This window comes from Streptomyces antibioticus (assembly GCF_002019855.1).
Lineage (GTDB): Bacteria > Actinomycetota > Actinomycetes > Streptomycetales > Streptomycetaceae > Streptomyces > Streptomyces antibioticus_B.
Map to the genome: position 1 here is coordinate 5,378,114 of NZ_CM007717.1, position 15,904 is coordinate 5,394,017.

A 15,904-nucleotide genomic window follows, 5' to 3' on the forward strand; every position below is an offset into this window, starting at 1 on the left:
GGTCGCGGCGAATGTGGAGGGACCCAGGGCTGCGTCCGTGGAGTTGAGCGACCCATGGGTGGGGGTCACGGCGGTGCTGTTCCCGTCGTGACCCCTGGTCGTGGCGTCGCTTGGGTGTCGGCGGTGCCGACAACTCTGCTGATCGCGGCCAGTAGTTCGGCCGCGGGGCCCGGGCTGCGTCCGGTGGGGCTGAGCGACCTGCGGAGGTGGGGGCGCGGTGGTGCTGATCTTGCCGCGCCCCCGGCGGTATCGCGCGGTCCGTTGGAGTTGAGCAACTCGCCATGGGGGCCTCGGCCTTGTCAGTCCTGCCGTGGCCCCGCCCGTGCCGTCGTTCAGATGCCCGCGGCTGCCGACAGGTCGCGCTTGATCGCTGCGAGCAGGGTCGTCGCCTTGGCGTGGGCGGTCGGGAGGGACTCGTGTGTGGCGGCCGGGATCACGGCCTCCAGGTAGCACTTCAGTTTGGGTTCCGTGCCGCTCGGGCGGACGATGACGCGGGCGCCGTCGAGTGTGTAGCGCAGCCCGTCCGTGGGCGGGAGCGTCTCCGTGCCGCGGGTGAGGTCCTCGGCGCGGGTGACGGTGAGGCCGCCGAGCGCGGCCGGCGGGTTCGTGCGCAGGCGCTCCATGGCACGGGCGATGACCGTCAGGTCCTCCACCCGCACCGACAACTGGTCGGTCGCGTGCAGCCCGTGCTCCACGGCGAGGTCGTCCAGCAGGTCGAGCAGGGTCCGCCCGCTCTCCTTCAGCTCCGACGCCAGCTCGGTGATCAGCAGGGCCGCGGTGATGCCGTCCTTGTCGCGGACGCCCTCCGGGTCCACGCAGTAGCCGAGGGCCTCCTCGTAGCCGTAGCGCAGGCCCTCCACGCGGGCGATCCACTTGAAACCGGTGAGGGTCTCCTCGTACGGCAGACCCGCCTTCTCGGCGATCCGGCCGAGCAGGGAGGAGGAGACGATCGACTCGGCGAAGGTGCCGCGCGCACCGCGGGCGACCAGGTGCGCGGCGAGCAGGGAGCCGACCTCGTCGCCGCGGAGCATCCGCCAGGCGCCGTCGCGGCCCTTGACGGCCACCGCGCAGCGGTCGGCGTCCGGGTCGTTGGCGATCACGAGGTCCGGGTCGGTCTCGGCGGCCTTCGCGAAGGCCAGGTCCATCGCGCCGGGCTCCTCCGGGTTGGGGAAGGAGACTGTCGGGAACTCCGGGTCCGGTTCGGCCTGTTCGGCGACGAGCACGGGCTCCGGGAAACCGGCCCGCGCGAAGGCGGCCAGCAGCACGTCCTTGCCGACGCCGTGCATCGCCGTGTAGACGGTACGGGCCGTGCGCGGCGAGCCGGCCGCGAGGACGGCGTCCGTGCGGGCCAGATAGGCGTCCAGGACGGCGTCGTCCAGGGTCTCCCAGCCGCCGTCCGGACGCGGTACGTCCGCCAGCGCCCGTACGGCCGCGATCTCGGCGGCGATCTCCGCGTCCGCGGGCGGCACGATCTGCGAGCCGTCGCCCAGGTACACCTTGTAGCCGTTGTCCCGCGGCGGGTTGTGGCTGGCGGTGACCTCGACGCCCGCCACCGCGCCCAGATGCCTTATGGCGAAGGCGAGGACCGGGGTGGGCAGCGGGCGGGGCAGCACCGCGGCGCGCAGCCCGGCGCCCGTCATCACGGCGGCCGTGTCCCGCGCGAAGTCCGCCGACTTGTGGCGGGCGTCGTAGCCGATGACGACGAGACCGCCCTCCTGCCCCTTGCCCCTGAGGTACGCGGCGAGACCGGCGGCGGCGCGGATGACGACCGCGCGGTTCATGCGCATCGGGCCCGCGCCCAGCTCGCCGCGCAGACCCGCGGTGCCGAACTGGAGGGTGCCGGCGAACCGGTCAGCGAGTTCCTTGACGTCGCCCGCGTCGAGGAGACGGGTGAGTTCCTCGCGGGTGTCCGGGTCCGGGTCCTCGGCGAGCCAGGTGCGGGCGCGGGCGAGGAGGTCGTCGGCGTCGTGGTCGGTCGCGGTCACGGTGTGGTCAGCCTCTCGGATCGTCGTGCGGAGTTCGCCCCCGCCGCCCTTTCCCTTCCCGACCTGTGGGCTGCGCCCCCAGACCCCCCTGTCGGCCCTGAACGGGCCTCGTCCTCGAACGCCGGACGGGCTGGAAGGGAGAGCGCCGGCAAGGGGGTTTACAGGCGGCCCAGCACCTGGGCCAGGAGGGACCCCATACGGGTGGCGCTGTCGCGGCCCGCCTGGAGGACCTCCTCGTGGTTGAGGGGCTCGCCGGTCATGCCGGCGGCGAGGTTGGTGACCAGGGAGATGCCCAGCACCTCCGCGCCCGACTCGCGTGCCGCGATGGCCTCCAGGACCGTGGACATGCCGACCAGGTCCGCGCCGATCACCCGGGCCATGCGGATCTCGGCGGGGGTCTCGTAGTGCGGGCCGGGGAACTGGGCGTAGACGCCCTCCTCCAGCGTGGGGTCGATCTCCTTGCACAGCGCGCGCAGCCGCGGCGAGTACAGGTCGGTGAGGTCGACGAAGTTCGCGCCGACGATCGGGGAGGTCGCCGTGAGGTTGATGTGGTCGCTGATCAGGACCGGCTGGCCGGGGCGCATGCCCTCGCGGAGACCGCCGCAGCCGTTCGTCAGGACGATGGTCTTGCAGCCCGCCGCCACCGCGGTACGGACCCCGTGGGCGACGGCGGCGACCCCGCGGCCCTCGTAGTAGTGGGTGCGGCCCAGGAACACCAGGGCGCGCTTCTCGCCGATCCGGTACGAGCGGATCTTGCCGCCGTGGCCCTCGACGGCCGGCGGCGGGAAGCCGGGCAGCTCGGTGACCTGGAACTCGGTCTCGGGGGCGCCGAGGGCGTCCACGGCCGGAGCCCAGCCGGAGCCCATCACGAGGGCGACGTCGTGGGTCTCGGCGCCGGTCAGTTCGCGCAGGCGCGCGGCGGCGGCGTCGGCGGCGACCCTGGGATCCTTCGGGGTGGCGCCCTGGATGTCGTCCGGGAGAAGAGATGCGTTCACGCGGATGAGCCTAGCCGGTCGATGCCTACGCGCGTAGATGACAGAGCCCACGGGATGGCGATCGTTGTCTTGTCGTTTCCAACGAGACGGCCGTCTCGCTTGCGGTCACTCGTCCGGCCCGCGGTCATTCGTCCGGCACGAGGACGTCCTCGTCGCTGAAGACCTCGATGACGAAGATCAGCAGCCGGCCCCGGCTGACCAGGTACTCCGCCCAGATGTGCCGGGTCAGCCGGACCGTGCGGTCGTCGCCGGTGGCGCTGACGGCCCGGGACGCGAGCACGTAGGGGTCGCGGGCCAGCACCGAGACACCCTTGTCGAACCGGTTGCGCTCGTGCGGCGCCAATCGGTCCCGCGCGGCCGCCGCCTGTTCGGTGTAGTGGACCTCGTACACATGGCGCGTTCCGCTCATGCGCCCATGGTCGGTCAGCAGGGGCGCTTGCGCAGTTCCATCACATAGTCGTGCGGGGCGCCGGCCGACTCGGCGGCGTCCGCGATCTCACCGAGGTAGCGCGCCGAGGGCAGGCCGCCCTCGTACCCGTTCAGCACGTACACCCAGGCGCCGGTCTCGCCGTCCAGGGTGTGCACCCGCACCCGGGCCCTGCGGTAGATGCCGAGGCCGGTGCCCTCCCAGCGGTCCAGCGACTCCTCGTCCATGGGCGCGATGTCGTACAGCGCGACGAACACCTGCGCGTCGGGGTCGTCCGGGGCCTCGACGACCGTCGCCAGCGCGCCCTCCCAGCCGAGCTGCTCCCCGCCGAAGGTCAGCCGCCAGCCGTTCAGCCAGCCCGTCGCACGCAGAGGGGAGTGCGGTGCGCGGCGGGTCATCAGCCGCGCGTCGAGGTTGCCGGCGTAAGCGGCGTAGAGCGACATGGAAGGAGGGTACGGCAGCGGGGGGAGGGGCCTTGCCGGGCGGCGGGTGGGGTGGTGGGGGTGGTTGGGGCCCGTGCCGGTCGCGTGCCGCGCTCGCTCGGGGGCCGTCGTGGCTGCGGTACGGCCGCACGCCGGCCCTCTGGCCCTCTGGTCGCTCGGCCGTGCCCCGGCCCGGCGGTGTGCCGGGACCTCCCCGGTACGGTCCTGTCCCGTGCGGCTCCCGTCCCGCCCTGCGGTGCTGCCGTCCCCGGAGGCGGCCAACGTGGGCGGCGGGGCGCCGGGGCGGCTCCGCGGTGCGGCAGTGGGGCGGGCCGGACCTGGCCCTTCCCGGTCCGGGCCGTCCCCGTTCCGGGAGGGTGCACGGGTGGGAGTGGGCCCCCGGGCGCCCCGGCGCGTACCACCGGGGCGCGTGCGGGACAATGGAGTACGTGACTCGGATCGTGATCATCGGTGGTGGGCCCGGCGGCTACGAAGCGGCGCTGGTGGCGGCGCAGCTCGGCGCGGAGGTGACCGTCGTCGACAGCGACGGTCTGGGCGGGGCGTCGGTGCTGACCGACTGCGTGCCGTCGAAGACCCTGATCGCCACGGCGGAGGTGATGACCACCTTCGACTCCTCGTACGAGGAACTGGGCATCATCGTCGCCGACGACACCCCGCATCTGGAGCAGGCGGCCCGGGTCGTGGGCGTGGACCTCGGCAAGGTCAACCGACGGGTGAAGCGCCTCGCGCTCGCCCAGTCGCACGACATCACCGCCTCCGTCACACGGGCCGGCGCCCGGGTGATGCGCGGGCGCGGCCGGCTGGAGGGGATGCAGGCCCTCGACGGTTCCCGCAAGGTCGTGGTCGCGGCGGCCGACGGAACCGAGGAGACCCTCGTCGCCGACGCCGTCCTGATCGCCACCGGCGGTCACCCGCGCGAGCTGCCGGACGCCCAGCCCGACGGCGAGCGGATCCTGAACTGGACCCAGGTCTACGACCTCGCCGAACTGCCCGAGGAACTCATCGTCGTCGGCTCCGGTGTCACCGGCGCCGAGTTCGCCGGCGCCTACCAGGCGCTCGGCTCCCGGGTCACCCTGGTCTCCTCCCGCGACCGTGTGCTGCCCGGCGAGGACCCGGACGCCGCGGCCGTCCTGGAGGACGTCTTCCGGCGCCGCGGCATGAACGTCATGGCCCGCTCGCGCGCCGAGTCCGCCAAGCGGGTCGGCGACCGGGTCGAGGTCGCCCTCGCCGACGGGCGGGTCATCACCGGCTCGCACTGTCTGATGGCCGTCGGCGCCATCCCCAACAGCGCGGGCCTCGGCCTGGAGGACGCGGGCGTCAAGGTCCGTGAGTCCGGGCACATCTGGACCGACAAGGTGTCCCGCACCACCGCGCCGGGCGTCTACGCCGCCGGTGACGTGACCGGGGTGTTCGCGCTCGCCTCCGTCGCCGCGATGCAGGGCCGGATCGCGATGTACCACTTCCTCGGCGACGCGGTGGCGCCGCTCAACCTCAAGACGGTCTCCTCCAACGTCTTCACCGACCCGGAGATCGCCACCGTCGGCTACAGCCAGGCCGACGTCGACGCGGGCAAGATCGACGCGCGGGTCGTCAAGCTGCCGCTGCTGCGCAACCCGCGCGCGAAGATGCAGGGCATCCGTGACGGCTTCGTGAAGATCTTCTGCCGTCCCGGCACCGGGATCGTCGTCGGTGGTGTGGTGGTCGCACCGCGCGCCTCGGAACTGATCCACCCCATCTCGATCGCCGTCGACAACAATCTGACGGTCGAACAGATCGCGAACGCGTTCACCGTGTACCCCTCCCTTTCGGGGTCGATCGCCGAGGTGGCCCGGCAGTTGCACACCCGTAAGACGGCGGGGGAGGGCTGACCGGAGGGTGTGGAGTGCGGGAATAAGGGCCCAATGGGGCCCTATACCACTCTCCGACCCTCTGTGCGAACAACTTCTACTATTCAGCGCAAAGAGCTGAAAGCAGACGGTCGCCCGCGTTACTGTCAGTTTCGTGTTCGCTGCAGAACGTCGCCAATTGATCCTCGAAATGGTGCGAGCGAACGGAGCCGTGTCGCTCCGTGAACTCGCCCGCGTCGTCCAGACCTCCGAAGTGACCGTACGGCGGGACGTGCGCGCACTGGAGGCAGAAGGACTCCTCGACCGCCGGCATGGCGGTGCGGTATTGCCGGGCGGGTTCACGCGTGAGTCCGGCTTTCCGCAGAAATCCCATCTCGCGACCGCCGAAAAGACCGCCATCGCGGACCTCGCCGCCAACTTCGTCGAAGAGGGCGAGGCCATCGTGGTGGGAGCGGGAACCACGACACAGGAGCTGGCCCGCCGGCTCGCCCGCGTCCCCGGCCTGACGGTCGTCACCAACTCGCTGCTGGTGGCCCAGGCGTTGGCCCATGCCAACAGAGTCGAGGTCGTGATGACCGGGGGGACCCTGCGCGGCTCCAACTACGCCCTCGTGGGCAGTGGTGCCGAGCAGTCCCTCCAGGGGCTGCGGGTCTCCCGGGCGTTCCTCTCCGGGAGCGGGCTGACCGCCGAGCGGGGGCTGTCCACGTCCAACATGCTGTCGGCGTCCGTCGACCGGGCGCTGGTCCAGGCCGCCGCCGAGGTCGTCGTCCTCGCCGACCACACCAAGCTGGGCACGGACACCATGTTCCAGACCGTGCCGACGGATCTCATCACCCGGCTCGTCACCGACGAACCGCCGGCCCACGACGACCGTGCCGCCACGGAACTCCAGGCCCTTGCGGACCAGGGGGTGCAGATCGCCGTGGCCGGGGCGTCGGGCAGCCCGGGGGGTGACACGGTCCCGGCGCGCCCCCAGCAGCGCCGGGACGTCCCCCTGCCGTCCCCCCGCCGAGGCCAGGTCCCCGGCGGCACCCCGTCCCCCCTCCGCGCAGCCACGGTCCTGGGCGAACAGCCCCCCGGCACGGAACGGCCCAGGGTGGCGGACATGCGCCGCCGCTGATGCCTGCCGGCGGGGGCGGAGTGTTTTTGGCCGAGGGGGCTCGAACGGGGTCCGGCGGGGCCCTCGTCGCCGGGGCCTGGGCCGAACAGCGGCCTGGTAGGGAACGCCCCCCAGGGTGGCGGACGTGCGCCGCCGCTGAAGCCTGTCGGCGGGGGCGGAGTGTTTTGGCCGAGGGGGTCGAACGGGTCCGGTGGAGGCCTTCGTCGCCGGGGTCCTGGGCGAACTACCGCCTGGCACGACACCCCGGGTAGTCGACATCCGCCGCCGACGGCTGCCTGCGGGGCCTGGAGCGTTGAGCCGGGGGGCTCGAACGGGGTTCGGCGGGGCCTTCGTTCGCCGGGTCCTGTGTGGATAGCCGCCTCGCACGGAAAGGCCCCCGGGTAGCTGGCGTGCGCCGCCGCTGACGCCTGTCGGCGGGGCCTGGAGCGTCGAGCCGGGGGGCTCGAACGGGATCCGGCGGGATCTCCAAGGAGAGGGGCTCTGCCCGAGCGACGCCCAGCGGGGCCGGGGCCGTGAAAGGGGGCTCCGCCCGGACGGCCCTGAGCGCGCCGACCGTCGTGGGACGCGTGAGCCCGAACAGTGTCCGTGGGGTGGGATACGACGGGGCCGAGCAGCGGGACCGACCCGCGTGGCGCTCGGTGCGCATCGCGCCCAGGCTCGGGACGCCGTTCTGCCTGGGGCGCTCAGAGGGGCTCCGTCCGGGCGGCCCTCGGCGGGGCGTGCGACGCGAAACGGTGCGTGGCACCCGCACCGGGCGCGGGGGATGGACGGCCCCCACGCGCGGAGCGAGGCGGACAGCGCTCCGTGCCGAACGTGCCCGCCTTGCGGACCCGCGGACCCTCGCTGTCGCCGAGGGCGTCGGTGCCGGGCCGAACGGCGGCCCTGCCCGGGGAGGGCGGTATCCCGACCCGGGCCCGGGAACGCCGTGAGGCGCCCACCGGGGTGGGCGCCTCACGGAAGGACAGGGCGGGTCAGTCCTTGATCTCGCAGATCGCCGCGCCGGAGGTGATCGACGCGCCGACCTCCGCCGTCAGGCCCTTGACCGTGCCGGAGCGGTGGGCGTTCAGGGGCTGTTCCATCTTCATGGCCTCCAGGACGACGACCAGGTCGCCCTCCTTGACCTCCTGGCCCTCCTCGACCGCGACCTTGACGATCGTGCCCTGCATCGGGGAGGCGAGGGTGTCGCCGGAGGCGACGGGGCCGGACTTCTTCGCCGCGCGGCGCTTGGGCTTGGCGCCCGCCGCCAGACCCGTACGCGCCAGCGACATGCCCAGCGACGACGGGAGGGAGACCTCGAGACGCTTGCCGCCGACCTCGACGACGATCGTCTCGCGGTCCGTGTCCTCCTCGGCCTCGGCGTCGGACGGAGCCGCGAAGGCCGGGATCTCGTTGACGAACTCGGTCTCGATCCAGCGCGTGTGCACCGTGAACGGGTCCTCGCTGCCCGTCAGCTCCGGCGCGAACGCCGGGTCCTTCACCACCGCGCGGTGGAACGGGATGGCCGTGGCCATGCCCTCCACCTGGAACTCCTCCAGCGCCCGCGCCGCCCGCTGGAGCGCCTGCTCACGCGTGGCACCGGTGACGATCAGCTTCGCCAGCAGCGAGTCCCACGCCGGGCCGATGACCGAACCGGACTCCACGCCCGCGTCCAGCCGGACACCCGGACCGGACGGCGGGTTGAACGCGGTGACCGTGCCCGGCGCCGGCAGGAAGTTGCGGCCCGGGTCCTCGCCGTTGATCCGGAACTCGAAGGAGTGTCCGCGCAGCTCGGGGTCGCCGTAGCCCAGCTCCTCGCCGTCGGCGATCCGGAACATCTCACGGACCAGGTCGATGCCCGCGACCTCCTCGGTCACCGGGTGCTCGACCTGGAGACGCGTGTTGACCTCCAGGAAGGAGATCGTCCCGTCGAGGCCGACCAGGAACTCCACGGTGCCGGCACCGACGTAACCGGCCTCCTTGAGGATGGCCTTCGAGGACGAGTACAGCTCGGCGACCTGCGCCTCGGAGAGGAACGGCGCCGGGGCCTCCTCGACCAGCTTCTGGTGGCGCCGCTGGAGCGAGCAGTCACGGGTGGACACGACCACCACGTTGCCGTGGCTGTCGGCCAGGCACTGCGTCTCCACGTGCCGCGGCTTGTCCAGGTAGCGCTCCACGAAGCACTCGCCCCGGCCGAACGCGGCGACCGCCTCGCGGACCGCCGAGTCGTACAGCTCCGGGACCTCTTCGAGGGTGCGGGCGACCTTCAGGCCGCGGCCGCCGCCACCGAAGGCCGCCTTGATCGCGATGGGCAGCCCGTGCTGCTCCGCGAAGGCGACGACCTCCTCGGCGCCCGAGACCGGGTCCGGGGTGCCGGCCACCAGCGGCGCACCGGCGCGCTGGGCGATGTGCCGGGCGGCCACCTTGTCGCCGAGGTCGCGGATGGCCTGCGGCGGCGGGCCGATCCAGATCAGGCCCGCGTCCAGGACCGCCTGGGCGAACTCGGCGTTCTCGGACAGGAAGCCGTACCCCGGGTGGACCGCGTCGGCGCCGGCCTCGCGCGCGGCGTTCAGCACCTTGTCCATGTCCAGGTAACTGGTCGCCGGAGTGTCACCGCCCAGGGCGAACGCCTCGTCCGCGGCCCGGACATGCAGAGCGTCCCGGTCCGGCTCGGCGTACACGGCCACGCTCGCGATGCCGGCATCCCGGCACGCCCGGGCCACGCGGACTGCGATTTCGCCACGGTTGGCGATGAGCACCTTGCGCACGATTGAGGCTCCCTCCTTGAAACAAGCGCGAGTTTAGGGACTGCCGACACGGCACTTCGACCCGTCCCCAAAGGTGAGCTTGCCCACACGGAGCGTGATGCGAGGCTCACTGGACCGCGAAATCCCTTGTAGTACCGCCGTACGCAGCACTCCTCCCGGCAACCCTAGCCCTCTGATGTGGCCAAGGTCTCTGTGAGAGCGTGCTGCGGCACACTCCGTTTCTTTGTGGAGTCCCTACGAATGGCCCAACGATTCTTTGCCGTGCGCAGAACCCTTGTCCCGCGGTTTACCCGTTAGTAGCGTTCGCGATGTCTCGAACGTACTTGGGGTAACCGCAGTCTTGCTCGGGCGGCAGTCGAAAGTGGGTGGGGGCCGGTGGTCCGCAGACCGGTGGCATGGATCGTGGCGATCGTGCTCTTCGTGGAGGGCCTCGGGGTCGCCGCGCTGCAATGGTTCATGGGTGTGGTCGTGGACCGGCAGGACATGTCCCTCGCCGGCCTGGACCCGGACGTGATGTCGACGTCGTCGAAGGCGGGCGGGATCGTCTTCGGGCTCTACTTCGTCTTCTGCGGCGTGGTCGCGCTGCTGGTGGCCCTGCGCAACCGGCCCCCGGCCGGTCTCGGCCGGGTCGCGCTGATCAGCGTGGCGGTGGTGCACGGTCTGCTGGGCGCGGTCGCCTGGGGTCTGCTCGGCGTGCCGCAGTTCATCTTCATGATCGTGATGCTCGCCCTGATCGTGCTCCTGCTGATGACCTACGACGGTCAGCCCGCGGCCGGTCAGCCGGCGCCCGCGCAGGGCCCTGGCGGCCCCACGGACGGCGCGGCGGCCGACGGAGGCCCCGCGGCCCCGCCCGAGGCCCCGGCGGCGCCCGGCGAGGCCACGGCGGGCGCGGGCGGTCCCGCGACGCAGAGCGCCTCCGGCAAGGTCCCGCCGCAGCGGACCCAGGAGGCGGACGCGGGGGAGACGGGCACGGGGGCGACGGTCGCGCCGGTCGCCTCGGCGCAGGACACACCGGCGACGGACGCCCCGGCGAAGGTCGGCCTCACGAAGGACACGAAGGAAACGCAGGCCGAGGACACCACTGTCGGCACGGCCACCGAGGCTCAGGGCGCCCCCGCGAAGGGCACGCCCTCCAAGGACATCGGCCCCGTCGTCGTCAGTGCTCCGCCGGGGTCCACAACTCCGTGATGTTCACGCCCAGTTGACCGAGCAGGCGGCGCACCAGCGGCAGGCTGATCCCGATCACGTTGCCGTGGTCGCCGTCGATGCCGTCGATGAACGGCGCCGAGCGGCCGTCGAGGGTGAAGGCACCGGCGACGTGCAGCGGTTCGCCCGAGGCCACGTACGCCGCCACCTCGTCGTCGCTCGGCTCGCCGAAGCGGACCACGGTGGAGGCGGTGGCCGAGACGTACCGCCCGCTGACCGTGTCGTAGACGCAGTGGCCGGTCTGGAGGGTCCCCGCGCGGCCGCGCATCGCCTTCCAGCGGGCCACGGCCTCCTCGGCGTCCGCCGGCTTGCCCAGCGCCTGGCCGTCCAGGTCGAGCACCGAGTCGCAGCCGATCACCAGGGCGCCCTTGACGTCGGGCCGGGCGGCCACCACGGACGCCTTGGCCTCCGCCAGGGCGAGCGCCAGCTCGGCGGGCGTGGGGGCGGAGACGGCGTCCTCGTCGACCCCGCTGACGATCACCTCGGGGGTGAGGCCGGCCTGGCGCAGCAGGTTCAGTCGGGCGGGGGAACGGGAGGCGAGGACGAGTCGGCGCATGCGGTCAGCGTAGCGCCGCGGCGCCCCCGGTGTTCTTGGCGTCGTCAGCACTTCAGGGCGAGGACGAACAGTGCGATGACCATGGCCCACGCCAGGAAGAAGCCGAGCCGTCTGAGGGTCTCCTGCATCGCGCGGAGTTCCTCGGGCGGCTCGTTCTCGGGGTCGGACCACAGCATTCCACCAGCGTGACCCCTGGCGGACGCGGGCGCCTGAGTAGGGATACTCAGATCCTCGGACCGGCGCCCGCGGTCCTTCCGGACAGGCCGGCTAACCGGGCCAGTAGGTACGGGCCCAGGACGCCTGCCCGGGCTGCGGCACCCGGCGGCCGGCGAGCCGGGCCGGGTCGGACCACGCGTCCTTCGGGCCCGCCGCGCCGGACGGCACCGCCGCTGCCGCCGCGGCGCGGGCTCGGACCACCGCCAGTGCGGCGGCCAGCTCCTCCGGGGTCGGGTTGCCCCGTACGACCTTGATCGTCACGACCACTCCTAACGGGATCACGGAATCACGGGATCACGGGATCACGGAATCACGGGATCCGGGACTACAGCGGGATGTTGCCGTGCTTCTTCGGGGGCAGCGAGGCCCGCTTGGTCCGCAACTGGCGCAGCCCGCGCACGACATGGCGGCGGGTGTCGGACGGCATGATCACCGCGTCGACATAGCCGCGCTCGGCCGCGATGTACGGGTTGAGCAGGGTGTCCTCGTACTCCTGGATGAGCCGCGCGCGCACCGCCTCCAGATCCTCGCCCGCCGCCTCCGCCTCGGCGATCGTGCGCCGGTGCAGGATGTTGACCGCGCCCTGGGCGCCCATGACGGCGATCTGGGCCGTCGGCCAGGCCAGGTTGAGGTCGGCGCCCAGGTGCTTGGAGCCCATGACGTCGTAGGCGCCGCCGAACGCCTTGCGGGTGATGACGGTGATCAGCGGGACGGTGGCCTCGGCGTACGCGTAGATCAGCTTGGCGCCGCGGCGGATGATGCCGTCGTGCTCCTGGCCGACGCCGGGCAGGAAGCCGGGCACGTCCACGAACGTGAGGACCGGGACGTTGAACGCGTCGCAGGTGCGCACGAACCGCGCGGCCTTCTCGGACGCCGTGATGTCCAGGCAGCCGGCGAACTGCATCGGCTGGTTGGCGACGATCCCGACCGGCTGCCCCTCGACCCGGCCGAAGCCGGTCAGGATGTTCGGGGCGAACAGCGCCTGCGTCTCGAAGAACTCGGCGTCGTCCAGCACGTGTTCGATCACGGTGTGCATGTCGTACGGCTGGTTGGCGCTGTCCGGGACCAGCGTGTCCAGTTCGAGGTCCTCGTCGGTGACGGACAGGTCCGCCTCCTCCGGGAACACCGGCGCCTCGGACAGGTTGTTGGACGGCAGGTACGACAGCAACTGCTTGACGTACTCGATGGCGTCCTTCTCGTCGCCGGCCATGTGGTGCGCCACGCCCGAGACCGCGTTGTGGGTGCGGGCGCCGCCCAGCTCCTCGAACCCGACGTCCTCGCCGGTCACCGTCTTGATGACGTCAGGGCCGGTGATGAACATGTGCGAGGTCTGGTCGACCATCACGGTGAAGTCGGTGATCGCGGGCGAGTACACCGCGCCGCCCGCGCACGGGCCGACGACCAGGGAGATCTGCGGGATCACACCGGAGGCGTGGGTGTTGCGGCGGAAGATCTCGCCGTACGCGCCCAGCGAGGCCACACCCTCCTGGATGCGGGCGCCGCCGGAGTCGTTGATGCCGATGACCGGACAGCCGGTCTTCAGCGCGAAGTCCATCACCTTGACGATCTTCTGGCCGTAGACCTCGCCCAGCGCGCCGCCGAAGACGGTGAAGTCCTGGGAGAAGACGGCGACCGGACGGCCGTCGACCGTGCCGTAGCCGGTGACCACGCCGTCGCCGTAGGGGCGGTTCTTCTCCAGACCGAAGTTGGTGGAGCGGTGCCGGGCGAATTCGTCCAACTCGACGAAGGAGCCCTCGTCGAGGAGCAGCTCGATCCGCTCACGGGCCGTCAACTTGCCCTTGGCGTGCTGCTTCTCGACCGCGCGCGCGGAGCCGGCGTGCGTCGCTTCCTCGACACGGCGACGGAGATCCGCGAGCTTGCCCGCGGTGGTGTGGATGTCGATCCCTTGGGTCTCGTGGATCTCGTGACGCTCTTCCGGCTCGGACATCGGGATGCGGCTCCCTGCCTGCTCAAAAGGGGGGACGGTTACTCATCCGTAGAGTAGTGGCGCACCTACCGATCGGCAGTGCGGCGTTTCACACACCTAGGGTGGCTTGCATGACGCCGCGAGATGCCTCAGACGACAACAGCCGCTGGTCCGATCTGGAGCGGCCGCCGCTCGACGCGGCCGCCCTGCGCCGGGCCCTGGTCCGCGAGGGCGGACTGTGGTCGGACGTCCGGGTGGTGCAGCGCACCGGCTCCACCAACTCCGACCTGGCGGCCCTGGCGGTCAAGGGCGAGGCCGCCGAGGGCGCGGTCCTGGTCGCCGAGGAGCAGACCGCGGGCCGCGGCCGCCTCGACCGCCGCTGGACCGCGCCGCCGCGCTCCGGGCTCTTCTTCTCCGTCCTGCTGCGGCCCGCCGAGGTGCCGGTGGCCCGCTGGGGCTGGCTGACCCTGCTCACCGGGGTCGCCGTGGCCACCGGGCTGGCCCGCGCGGCGGGCGTGGACACCGCCCTGAAGTGGCCCAACGACCTGCTGGTCACCGTCGGCGGGGAGGAACGCAAGGCGGGCGGCATCCTGGCCGAGCGGGCCGGGGAGGACGGCGTCGTCGTCGGCGTCGGCATCAACGTCACCCTGCGCGCGGACGAGCTGCCCGTGCCCCAGGCCGGTTCGCTGGCCCTGGCCGGCGCGGCCGGCACCGACCGGGACCCGCTGCTGCGGGCCGTCCTGCGGTCCCTGGAGGAGTGGTACGGCCGCTGGCGCGAGGCCGGCGGGGACCCGGCGGTCGGGGGACTCCAGGAGGCGTACGCGGCGGGCTGCGCGACCCTCGGACGCTCCGTGCGCGCCGAGCTGCCCGGCGGGCGCGCCCTGGTCGGCGAGGCGGTGGCGGTCGACGGCGACGGACGGCTCGTGATCGCCACGGCGGACGGGGTGCGCGAACCGGTGGGCGCCGGTGACGTCGTCCATCTGCGGCCGGCGTGAGACGCCCTGCGTGAGGGGTCGTGAGGGGTGAGGATGAGCAGGTCGTCCGGTGCGGACGTACTCCGCTGCGGACGGCGGTGCGCAGGGTCCTGGAAGGGAGCGGTTGTCCGTCACCGACGGAGTGAGCTGGCGCACACTGCCGTAGAGTTGAGGCCGGTCGATACCTGACCGCGGAAGATCGGAAGGGCAGCAGGCGTGACCGTCGACGACACGGGCTCCGGCGCGGGCGCGGAACGCCGGGTGGACCCCTCCCCGTTCGAGGCTTCGGCCGACCCCGGGGGGCTCTCCGCGGCCGAGTCCGACGCCGACTCCGGCGAGGACCCGCTCGCCCTCCGCCTCGAACAGCTCATCCTCGGCGCCGAGCGGCGCTACACGCCCTTTCAGGCCGCCCGCAGCGCCGGGGTCTCCATGGAGCTGGCGTCGCGTTTCTGGCGCGCCATGGGCTTCGCCGACATCGGGCAGGCCAAGGCGCTCACCGAGGCCGACGTGCTGGCGCTGCGCCGGCTCGCCGGTCTCGTCGAGGCGGGGCTGCTGAGCGAGGCCATGGCGGTGCAGGTCGCCCGGTCCACGGGGCAGACCACCGCCCGGTTGGCGGAGTGGCAGATCGATTCCTTCCTGGAGGGCCTGACCGAGCCGCCCGAGCCCGGGATGACCCGTACCGAGGTCACCTATCCGATCGTCGAGCTGCTCCTGCCCGAGCTGGAGGAGTTCCTCGTCTACGTCTGGCGCCGGCAGCTCGCCGCCTCGGCGGGGCGGGTCGTGCAGGCCGCCGACGACGAGGAGATGGTCGACCGGCGGCTCGCCGTCGCCTTCGCCGACCTGGTCGGCTTCACCCGGCTGACCCGGCGGATGGAGGAGGAGGAACTCGGCGAGCTGGTCGAGGCGTTCGAGACCACCGCCGCCGACCTGGTCGCCGCGCGCGGCGGACGGCTCATCAAGACCCTCGGCGACGAGGTGCTCTACGCGGCCGACGACGCGGGCACCGCCGCCGACATCGCGCTGCGGCTCGTCGAGACGATGAGCAACGACGAGACGATGCCGGAGCTGCGCGTCGGCATGGCGTTCGGCACGGTCACGACCCGGATGGGCGACGTCTTCGGTACGACGGTGAACCTGGCGTCACGGCTGACGTCGATAGCGCCGCGGGACGCGGTCCTGGTCGACAGCGCCTTCGCGGAGGAACTCATCCGCACCGGCGACGCCCCCGCCTCCGAGGCCGAGGCCGCGGAAGCGGCGGCCGCAGCGGAGAAGGAGGGCGAGGAGCCCCCGACGTACCGCTTCGCCCTCCAGCCGATGTGGCAGCGCCCGGTGCGTGGGCTGGGCGTGGTGGAGCCTTGGCTGCTGACTCGACGGGGTGGGGGCGAGGAGTAGGCGGCGGTGGGGAGTGGCCCCGCCGAGGTCTGCGTCCGCTGCCCTCGCCGGCTTCGGCCGTCCGGCCGGGGT

13 protein-coding genes and 1 pseudogene are annotated in these 15,904 nt (G+C 72.6%); 5 read left to right on the forward strand and 9 right to left on the reverse strand.

Annotated elements, in window-relative coordinates; translation table 11 throughout:
• Nucleotides 1–332: 332 nt before the first annotated feature.
• The 4 genes from AFM16_RS24540 to AFM16_RS24560 all read right to left on the reverse strand — a co-directional run bounded on the left by AFM16_RS24540 (nt 333) and on the right by AFM16_RS24560 (nt 3,850).
• Complete coding sequence (locus AFM16_RS24540) at nt 333–1,985, reverse strand: phospho-sugar mutase (protein ID WP_078634626.1); 1,653 nt, start codon at nt 1,983–1,985, stop codon at nt 333–335.
• A 158-nt stretch (nt 1,986–2,143) separates the two neighbouring features.
• Complete coding sequence (locus AFM16_RS24550; RefSeq protein WP_078634628.1) at nt 2,144–2,980, reverse strand: purine-nucleoside phosphorylase; 837 nt, start codon at nt 2,978–2,980, stop codon at nt 2,144–2,146.
• A gap of 124 nt (nt 2,981–3,104) precedes the next feature.
• Complete coding sequence (locus AFM16_RS24555; protein WP_078634629.1) at nt 3,105–3,389, reverse strand: hypothetical protein; 285 nt, start codon at nt 3,387–3,389, stop codon at nt 3,105–3,107.
• 14 nt (nt 3,390–3,403) lie between these two features.
• Nucleotides 3,404–3,850, reverse strand: a complete 447-nt coding sequence (locus tag AFM16_RS24560; RefSeq protein ID WP_030783408.1) for a gamma-glutamylcyclotransferase family protein — start codon at nt 3,848–3,850, stop codon at nt 3,404–3,406.
• A 419-nt stretch (nt 3,851–4,269) separates the two neighbouring features.
• On the opposite strand from AFM16_RS24560, the gene AFM16_RS24565 reads away from it, so the two are divergent.
• Together AFM16_RS24565 and AFM16_RS24570 are read left to right on the forward strand one after the other, a co-directional pair.
• Nucleotides 4,270–5,718, forward strand: coding sequence for an NAD(P)H-quinone dehydrogenase (locus AFM16_RS24565; protein WP_078634630.1), 1,449 nt, complete (start codon nt 4,270–4,272; stop codon nt 5,716–5,718).
• A 133-nt stretch (nt 5,719–5,851) separates the two neighbouring features.
• On the forward strand, nt 5,852–6,817 hold the full coding sequence (locus tag AFM16_RS24570; protein WP_078634631.1) for a DeoR/GlpR family DNA-binding transcription regulator: 966 nt from the start codon (nt 5,852–5,854) through the stop codon (nt 6,815–6,817).
• A 971-nt stretch (nt 6,818–7,788) separates the two neighbouring features.
• Here the strand turns inward: AFM16_RS24570 and AFM16_RS24575 are convergent.
• A complete protein-coding gene (locus AFM16_RS24575) occupies nt 7,789–9,561 on the reverse strand; it encodes an acetyl/propionyl/methylcrotonyl-CoA carboxylase subunit alpha (protein WP_078634632.1) in 1,773 nt (590 codons plus the stop codon).
• Nucleotides 9,562–9,936: 375 nt separating this feature from the next.
• Here AFM16_RS24575 and AFM16_RS24580 point away from each other — a divergent pair.
• A pseudogene (locus AFM16_RS24580) lies at nt 9,937–10,431 on the forward strand (hypothetical protein); the annotation flags it as partial.
• Between the two features lie 286 nt (nt 10,432–10,717).
• On the opposite strand, the gene AFM16_RS24585 reads toward AFM16_RS24580, so the two are convergent.
• From AFM16_RS24585 to AFM16_RS24595, 4 genes are all read right to left on the reverse strand, one after another.
• Complete coding sequence (locus tag AFM16_RS24585) at nt 10,718–11,323, reverse strand: Maf family protein (protein WP_078634633.1); 606 nt, start codon at nt 11,321–11,323, stop codon at nt 10,718–10,720.
• A gap of 44 nt (nt 11,324–11,367) precedes the next feature.
• Nucleotides 11,368–11,499 carry a morphogenic membrane protein MmpB gene (mmpB, locus tag AFM16_RS40155; protein ID WP_256861345.1) on the reverse strand — a complete coding sequence of 44 codons (132 nt, stop codon included), beginning with the start codon at nt 11,497–11,499 and terminating at the stop codon, nt 11,368–11,370.
• A 91-nt stretch (nt 11,500–11,590) separates the two neighbouring features.
• Nucleotides 11,591–11,800, reverse strand: coding sequence for an acyl-CoA carboxylase epsilon subunit (locus tag AFM16_RS24590; RefSeq protein WP_078634634.1), 210 nt, complete (start codon nt 11,798–11,800; stop codon nt 11,591–11,593).
• A 64-nt stretch (nt 11,801–11,864) separates the two neighbouring features.
• Nucleotides 11,865–13,487, reverse strand: a complete 1,623-nt coding sequence (locus AFM16_RS24595; protein WP_078634635.1) for an acyl-CoA carboxylase subunit beta — start codon at nt 13,485–13,487, stop codon at nt 11,865–11,867.
• Between the two features lie 110 nt (nt 13,488–13,597).
• Between AFM16_RS24595 and AFM16_RS24600 the strand changes: the two genes are divergently transcribed.
• The gene (locus AFM16_RS24600; RefSeq protein ID WP_078634636.1) at nt 13,598–14,461 is read left to right on the forward strand and encodes a biotin--[acetyl-CoA-carboxylase] ligase; all 864 of its coding nucleotides are present in this window, start codon (nt 13,598–13,600) and stop codon (nt 14,459–14,461) included.
• A 195-nt stretch (nt 14,462–14,656) separates the two neighbouring features.
• Nucleotides 14,657–15,832 (forward strand): adenylate/guanylate cyclase domain-containing protein, encoded by a 1,176-nt coding sequence (locus AFM16_RS24605; RefSeq protein WP_030783436.1) that lies wholly within the window; start codon nt 14,657–14,659, stop codon nt 15,830–15,832.
• Nucleotides 15,833–15,904 lie beyond the last annotated feature (72 nt).

Excerpts from the sequence above, each read along its gene's own strand:
- AFM16_RS24555 (WP_078634629.1), bottom strand. The coding sequence starts at position 3,389 with ATGAGCGGAACGCGCCATGTGTACGAGGTCCACTACACCGAACAGGCG.
- AFM16_RS24560 (WP_030783408.1), bottom strand. The coding sequence starts at position 3,850 with ATGTCGCTCTACGCCGCTTACGCCGGCAACCTCGACGCGCGGCTGATG.
- AFM16_RS24565 (WP_078634630.1), top strand. The coding sequence starts at position 4,270 with ATGGAGTACGTGACTCGGATCGTGATCATCGGTGGTGGGCCCGGCGGC.
- AFM16_RS24585 (WP_078634633.1), bottom strand. The coding sequence starts at position 11,323 with ATGCGCCGACTCGTCCTCGCCTCCCGTTCCCCCGCCCGACTGAACCTG.
- mmpB (WP_256861345.1), bottom strand. The coding sequence starts at position 11,499 with ATGCTGTGGTCCGACCCCGAGAACGAGCCGCCCGAGGAACTCCGCGCG.
- AFM16_RS24595 (WP_078634635.1), bottom strand. The coding sequence starts at position 13,487 with ATGTCCGAGCCGGAAGAGCGTCACGAGATCCACGAGACCCAAGGGATC.
- AFM16_RS24600 (WP_078634636.1), top strand. The coding sequence starts at position 13,598 with ATGACGCCGCGAGATGCCTCAGACGACAACAGCCGCTGGTCCGATCTG.